Raw genomic sequence first — 6,598 nt, forward strand, 5'->3', positions numbered from 1 at the left:
GAACCCATGTGGGAGCGAGCTTGCTCGCGATGAGGCCTATGGATCAAGGCGCCGGGTTCGGCTGATCCTTGTGAATCGCCTCGATCCCCGCCAGCACTTCATCCGACAGTTTCAGCTCGAAGCTGGCGATGTTGCTGTCCAGTTGCTCCAGCGTGGTGGCACCAATGATGTTGCTGGTCACGAACGGCTGCCGGGTGACGAACGCCAGGGCCATCTGCGCCGGGTCCAGGCCATGTTCGCGGGCCAGGGCCACATAGCGACTGCACGCCGCTTCCGATTGCGGGTTGAAGTAGCGCATGAAGCGGCTGTACAGCGTCAGGCGGCCCTTGACGGGCCGGGCGCCGTTTTCGTATTTGCCCGATAGAAAGCCAAATGCCAGTGGCGAGTAAGCCAGCAGGCCGCATTGCTCGCGGATGGCGATTTCCGACAGGCCGATCTCGAAGCTGCGGTTGAGCAGGTTGTACGGGTTCTGGATCGATACCGCCCGCGGCCAGCCACGGGCCTCGGCCAGGGCAAGGAACTTCATGGTGCCCCACGGCGTTTCGTTGGACAGGCCGATATGGCGGATCTTGCCGGCGCGAACCTGTTCGTCCAGGGCTTCGAGGGTCTCCTCCAGCGGGGTGAACGTTTCGTCAGCCTTGTGCTGGTAGCCCAGTTGACCAAAAAAGTTGGTGCTGCGCTCCGGCCAATGCAGCTGGTACAGATCGATCCAGTCGGTCTGCAGGCGCTTGAGGCTGGCGTCCACGGCTTCGACGATGTGGCGGCGGTTGTGCTTGAGGTTCTTGTCGCGGATGTAGTCGATGGTGTTGCCGGGGCCGGCGATCTTGCTCGCCAGGATCCAGTCGGCACGGTCGCCGCGACTCTTGAAGTAATTGCCGATGTAGCGTTCGGTGGTGGCGTAGGTTTCGGCCTTGGGTGGCACCGGGTACATCTCGGCGGTGTCGATGAAATTGATGCCGGCACCCTTGGCGCGCTCGATCTGGGCGAAGGCCTCGGCCTCGCTGTTCTGCTCACCCCAGGTCATGGTTCCGAGGCACAGGGCACTCACGTTCAGGTCGGTACGGCCTAGCGGGCGATAGTCCATCGGGTACTCCTTGGGCAAAACAATCATAAAAGCAGGTTGAAATATTTTTCGCAATCTGCATAATTGCGCACCTCTTTCTGCAGTGGAAGTGATGCGCCGCCGCCGAAGAATCTTGCCGTTGAACGGACGCGCCGACCCGAGCCCCCGAAAGCGTCTGTATCCGGCTGCCTTTGACTTGTCAAAGTACGCACTATTCAGTAAGATCCGCCGTCTAATTTACAGGGCGGCCCCTGAGGCTATAAAGAATGAAAACTTTTACTGCTAAACCGGAAACAGTAAAGCGCGACTGGTTTGTCGTCGACGCTGCTGGTCAGACCCTGGGTCGTCTGGCCACCGAAATCGCGAGCCGTCTGCGTGGCAAGCACAAGCCTGAGTACACCCCTCACGTTGACACCGGTGACTACATCGTCGTGATCAACGCTGAGCAAGTACGTGTTACTGGCGCTAAAACCACTGACAAAATGTACTACTCCCACTCCGGTTTTCCTGGCGGCATCAAGTCGATCAACTTTGAAAAGCTGATCGCCAAAGCCCCTGAGCGCGTGATCGAGACCGCGGTTAAAGGCATGCTGCCTAAAAACCCACTGGGTCGCGACATGTATCGTAAGCTGAAGGTTTATGCGGGCGCTGCTCACCCTCATACTGCTCAGCAGCCCCAAGAACTGAAGTTTTAACGGAATAGTTCATTATGTCGGCGACTCAAAATTACGGCACTGGCCGTCGCAAGACTGCAACCGCACGCGTTTTCCTGCGTCCGGGCACTGGTAACATCTCCATCAACAACCGCTCCCTGGATAACTTCTTCGGCCGCGAAACTGCCCGCATGGTAGTTCGTCAGCCGCTGGAACTGACCGAGACCGTCGAAAAATTCGACATCTACGTCACTGTTATCGGTGGTGGTGTAAGTGGTCAGGCTGGCGCAATCCGCCACGGCATCACTCGCGCCCTGATGGATTACGACGAGACTCTGCGTGGTGCTCTGCGCAAAGCCGGCTTCGTAACTCGCGATGCTCGCGAAGTTGAACGTAAGAAAGTCGGTCTGCGTAAAGCGCGTAAGCGTCCGCAGTACTCGAAGCGTTAATTTCGCTTCCGCTTTCAAAAGGCGCCCAGTTCCTCACGGAGCTGGGCGTTTTTTTATGGGCAAAAGAATTGCTCTGTGACAACTTGCCACATTCGCAGAGCCCCTATACTACAAGGCTTGGCGGTTTGGCCGCTTGGTAATTACCTTGTCAGAATTGGGGCTTTTCATTACCATTCGGCAAAATTTTTATAAGTTCAGATTTTTACTTAGTAGACGCCTGATCTAACAGGCCACAAAGCTGATGGGAGAGGACTGAATGAGCAATGACGGCGTGAATGCAGGCCGGCGTCGCTTCCTGGTAGCAGCCACATCCGTGGTGGGTGCTGCAGGAGCGGTGGGGGCTGCGGTCCCGTTCGTGGGGTCATGGTTTCCCAGTGCCAAGGCGAAAGCCGCAGGTGCACCGGTGAAAGTGAATGTCAGCAAGATTGAGCCAGGCCAGCAGATGATTGCTGAGTGGCGCGGTCAGCCGGTGTTCATCGTCCGCCGTACAGAGGAAATCCTGGGGAATCTGAAAAAGATCGAGGGTCAGTTGTCCGACCCTTCCTCCAAGAACTCGGTCCAACCGGAATACGTCAATCCTGAAACGCGCTCGATCAAGCCAGAGGTTTTGCTGCTGATCGGGATTTGTACGCACCTGGGTTGCTCGCCAACGTTTCGTCCTGAAGTGGCTCCTGCCGATCTGGGCAAGGACTGGGTCGGTGGTTATTTCTGCCCTTGCCACGGCTCCCACTACGACCTGGCCGGTCGCGTCTACAAGTCGCAGCCTGCACCTCTGAACCTGCCAGTTCCCCCGCATTCCTATGAGACCGACGACATCATTGTCATCGGCGTCGATACGGAGAAAGCGTGATGAGCAAATTCATGGATTGGGTTGATGCGCGCTTTCCCGCGACCAAAATGTGGGAAGACCATCTCAGCAAGTATTACGCTCCGAAGAACTTCAACTTCTTCTACTTCTTTGGCTCCCTGGCGCTGCTCGTTCTGGTCAACCAGATCGTTACCGGTGTCTGGCTGACCATGAGCTACACCCCGTCGGCGGAAGAGGCGTTTGCTTCCGTCGAATACATCATGCGCGACGTCGAGTACGGCTCGATCCTGCGCCTGCTGCACTCCACCGGCGCTTCGGCGTTCTTCATCGTGGTCTACCTGCACATGTTCCGTGGCCTGCTCTACGGTTCGTACCAGAAGCCTCGTGAGCTGGTGTGGGTCTTCGGCATGCTGATCTACCTGGCGCTGATGGCCGAGGCCTTCATGGGCTACTTGCTGCCGTGGGGCCAGATGTCCTACTGGGGTGCCCAGGTGATCATCTCGCTGTTCGGTGCGATCCCGGTCATCGGTGACGACCTGACCCAGTGGATCCGTGGTGACTACCTGATCTCGGGCATTACCCTGAACCGCTTCTTCGCCCTGCACGTGGTCGCCCTGCCGATCGTGATCCTCGGCCTGGTGGTGCTGCACGTTCTGGCGCTGCACGAAGTCGGCTCGAACAACCCGGATGGCGTGGACATCAAGAAGCACAAGGACGAGAACGGTGTACCGCTGGATGGCATCGCCTTCCACCCGTACTACACCGTGAAAGATATCGTCGGCGTGGTGGTGTTCCTGTTCATCTTCTGCTCCATCGTGTTCTTCTTCCCGGAAATGGGGGGTTACTTCCTCGAGAAGCCGAACTTCGAGCAGGCGAACGCGTTCAAGACTCCTGAGCACATTGCCCCGGTCTGGTACTTCACGCCGTTCTACGCGATTCTGCGGGCGATCCCGGACAAGCTGATGGGCGTTATCGCCATGGGCGCGGCCATTGCAGTGCTGTTCGTCCTGCCGTGGTTGGACCGCAGCCCCGTCAAGTCGATGCGCTACAAAGGCTGGCTGAGCAAGATCTGGCTCCTGGTGTTCTGCATTTCGTTCGTGATCCTGGGCGTGCTGGGCGTACTGGCCCCGACACCGGAGCGTACGTTGCTGTCGCAGGTATGCACCTTCCTGTACTTCGCCTACTTCATTCTGATGCCTTTCTACACCAGGCTCGAGAAGACCAAACCGGTTCCGGAAAGGGTGACTGGCTGATGAAAAAGCTATTTGCTGTACTGATCCTCGCGGCTATGCCTGCACTGTCCTTTGCTTCTGCCTCTGCTGGTCCAGAGCTGGAAAAAGTCGATATCGACGTTTCCGACAAAGCTGCCATGCAGGACGGCGCACGTACGTTCGCCAACTACTGCATGGGTTGCCACAGTGCCAAGTTCCAGCGCTACGAGCGTGTTGCCGATGACCTGGGCATTCCTCATGAACTGATGCTCGAGAAACTGGTGTTCACCGGTGCCAAGCTGGGCGATCACATGACCATCGGCATGCAGCCTGCGGACGCCAAGACCTGGTTCGGCGCCGCGCCGCCGGACCTGACCCTGGTCGCCCGTGTACGTGGGACGGACTGGCTCTATGGTTACCTGCGTTCGTTCTACGAAGATCCTGCACGTCCATGGGGCGTGAACAACAAGGTCTTTCCGAACGTCGGCATGCCTAACGTACTGGTCGGCCTCCAAGGGCGCCAGGTGGTAGGCTGCAAGCAGGTTCAGATCGTCGACGGCGGCAAAAAGCAATTCGATCCGCTGACCGGCACCGCTTTGACTCATGAAGCCTGCGATCAACTGACCATTGTGCCGAACACTGGCAGCCTGACGCCGGAGCAGTTCGACGAGAAGGTCAAGAACCTGGTGACCTTCCTGGCCTACTCGGCCAACCCGGTGAAGCTGGAGCATCAGCGCATCGGTACCTATGTATTGCTGTACCTGGCGTTCTTCTTCGTATTCGCTTACCTGCTCAAGCGTGAATACTGGAAAGACGTGCATTGATAAAGCTGTAAGCCGTTGCTGTTAATCGTGCGCGCCCAAGGGCGTCTCTAGAAATGTAACGAGCCTGGTCAGCCAGGTGTTACGGGAGACGCCCTCTGGGCGCGCTCGTTTTTCCGTTTTTCGATAATTTCAACAAGCGAGGAGGATCGCCATGGGCGTGACCAATCGGTTGGCCTGTTACTCCGACCCCGCCGACCACTATTCCCACCGGGTACGCATCGTACTGGCAGAGAAGGGTGTCAGCGCCGAGATCATTTACGTCGAAGCGGGCCGTCAGCCGCCGAAGCTGATCGAGGTGAACCCTTACGGTAGCCTGCCCACGCTGGTCGATCGTGACCTGGCGTTGTGGGAGTCGACCGTGGTGATGGAATATCTGGATGAGCGTTATCCGCATCCACCTTTACTGCCGGTGTACCCTGTCGCACGTGCCAACAGCCGTTTGCTGATCCATCGCATCCAGCGTGACTGGTGCGGGTTGGTGGATCTGATCCTGGATTCTCGGACCAAGGAGCCAGCGCGGGTGGTGGCGCGCAAGGAGTTGCGTGAAAGCCTGACCGGCGTATCGCCGCTATTCGTCGACAAGCCGTTTTTCCTCAGTGAGGAACAAAGTCTGGTGGATTGCTGCCTATTGCCCATACTCTGGCGTTTGCCGATTCTGGGTATCGAACTGCCGCGGCCTGCCAAGCCGCTGCTTGATTATATGGAGCGCCAATTCGCGCGTGAGGCTTTCCAGGCGAGTCTGTCTGGTGTCGAACGTGACATGCGCTAAGGCTTAGGGAGCCGCTATGAACTCCAGTCGACCTTATCTGGTCCGCGCGCTCTACGAGTGGATTGTGGACAACGATTGCACCCCGCACATGCTGGTCAACGCCGAGTTTCCGTCGGTGCAGGTGCCGCAGGGTTTTGCCAATGACGGGCAAATTGTCTTGAACGTGTCGCCAGCTGCAGTGCGTCACCTGCACATGGATAACGACGCTGTCAGTTTTGAAGGGCGCTTCGGCGGCGTGCCTCACACTCTGTATGTGCCTATTGCCGCGATCTTGGGGATTTATGCCCGGGAGAATGGCCAGGGCATGGTGTTTGAGCTGGAAACGCCGCTCGATGGTGAAGAAGAGTTCGAGCCGGATGATGACCTGCCACCACCGGATGACGAACCTCCGCGTCCTAGCGGGCGGCCGAGTTTGAAGGTGGTGAAGTAGATGGATGTGTGCCAGATACAGGCTGTTTGAAAGCTTGGTAACCTGGTTAAGAAAATGCCCGTATCGTGAGATGTGGGCATTTTTTTTTGTCCTGGTTGGTGTGTATATCCGTTGCTGCGGTCACGGCTACTGGCGGTTCCGCTCTTACAGCGGGTCACTTTCGAAAAGCCGGAAGCCGGCCCAGGCGAAAGTAACCAAAGCGCTTTTGCCCCACCACTTGGTGCCTCGCCTAGGCTCGGCATGCCCTCACTCCGGCATTGCTCCGTGGGCCGCCGCGAAGGGCCATCCATGGCCCAGCGCGGCTATCCCGGCATCCATGCCGGGATGCCCACTGCGCAATGCCTGCGTTCGGCCAGCGTGGTTAATGGGGCGCCCGAGATCAACGTCCACG

Annotated in this window: 8 protein-coding genes; 7 read left to right on the plus strand and 1 reads right to left on the minus strand. The window is 57.9% G+C overall.

Annotation, left to right across the window (positions count from 1 at the left end; all coding sequences use genetic code 11):
• Positions 1 to 43 precede the first annotated feature (43 nt).
• Positions 44 to 1,084 (minus strand): NADP(H)-dependent aldo-keto reductase, encoded by a 1,041-nt coding sequence (locus LQ215_RS09815; RefSeq protein ID WP_230149288.1) that lies wholly within the window; start codon positions 1,082 to 1,084, stop codon positions 44 to 46.
• Positions 1,085 to 1,329: 245 nt separating this feature from the next.
• Between LQ215_RS09815 and rplM the strand changes: the two genes are divergently transcribed.
• The 7 genes from rplM (at position 1,330) to LQ215_RS09850 (ending at position 6,207) form a co-directional block, all read left to right on the plus strand.
• On the plus strand, positions 1,330 to 1,758 hold the full coding sequence (gene rplM / locus LQ215_RS09820) for a 50S ribosomal protein L13 (protein WP_003205365.1): 429 nt from the start codon (positions 1,330 to 1,332) through the stop codon (positions 1,756 to 1,758).
• Between the two features lie 14 nt (positions 1,759 to 1,772).
• On the plus strand, positions 1,773 to 2,165 hold the full coding sequence (gene rpsI / locus LQ215_RS09825; RefSeq protein WP_003205364.1) for a 30S ribosomal protein S9: 393 nt from the start codon (positions 1,773 to 1,775) through the stop codon (positions 2,163 to 2,165).
• A gap of 256 nt (positions 2,166 to 2,421) precedes the next feature.
• Entirely contained in the window at positions 2,422 to 3,015 is a 594-nt protein-coding gene (gene petA, locus LQ215_RS09830) for a ubiquinol-cytochrome c reductase iron-sulfur subunit (RefSeq protein ID WP_003205363.1), read from the plus strand.
• Positions 3,015 to 4,226, plus strand: a complete 1,212-nt coding sequence (locus LQ215_RS09835) for a cytochrome b (protein WP_230149289.1) — start codon at positions 3,015 to 3,017, stop codon at positions 4,224 to 4,226. Before petA ends, LQ215_RS09835 begins: the two co-directional genes overlap by 1 nt.
• Positions 4,226 to 5,008 (plus strand): cytochrome c1, encoded by a 783-nt coding sequence (locus LQ215_RS09840; protein WP_230149290.1) that lies wholly within the window; start codon positions 4,226 to 4,228, stop codon positions 5,006 to 5,008. Before LQ215_RS09835 ends, LQ215_RS09840 begins: the two co-directional genes overlap by 1 nt.
• 151 nt (positions 5,009 to 5,159) lie before the next feature.
• Complete coding sequence (locus tag LQ215_RS09845; protein WP_003178195.1) at positions 5,160 to 5,777, plus strand: glutathione S-transferase N-terminal domain-containing protein; 618 nt, start codon at positions 5,160 to 5,162, stop codon at positions 5,775 to 5,777.
• A gap of 16 nt (positions 5,778 to 5,793) precedes the next feature.
• The gene (locus LQ215_RS09850) at positions 5,794 to 6,207 is read left to right on the plus strand and encodes a ClpXP protease specificity-enhancing factor (protein WP_230149291.1); all 414 of its coding nucleotides are present in this window, start codon (positions 5,794 to 5,796) and stop codon (positions 6,205 to 6,207) included.
• The last annotated feature ends 391 nt before the right edge of the window (positions 6,208 to 6,598 follow it).

Source organism: Pseudomonas brassicacearum, assembly GCF_918698105.1.
Lineage (GTDB): Bacteria > Pseudomonadota > Gammaproteobacteria > Pseudomonadales > Pseudomonadaceae > Aquipseudomonas > Aquipseudomonas brassicacearum_F.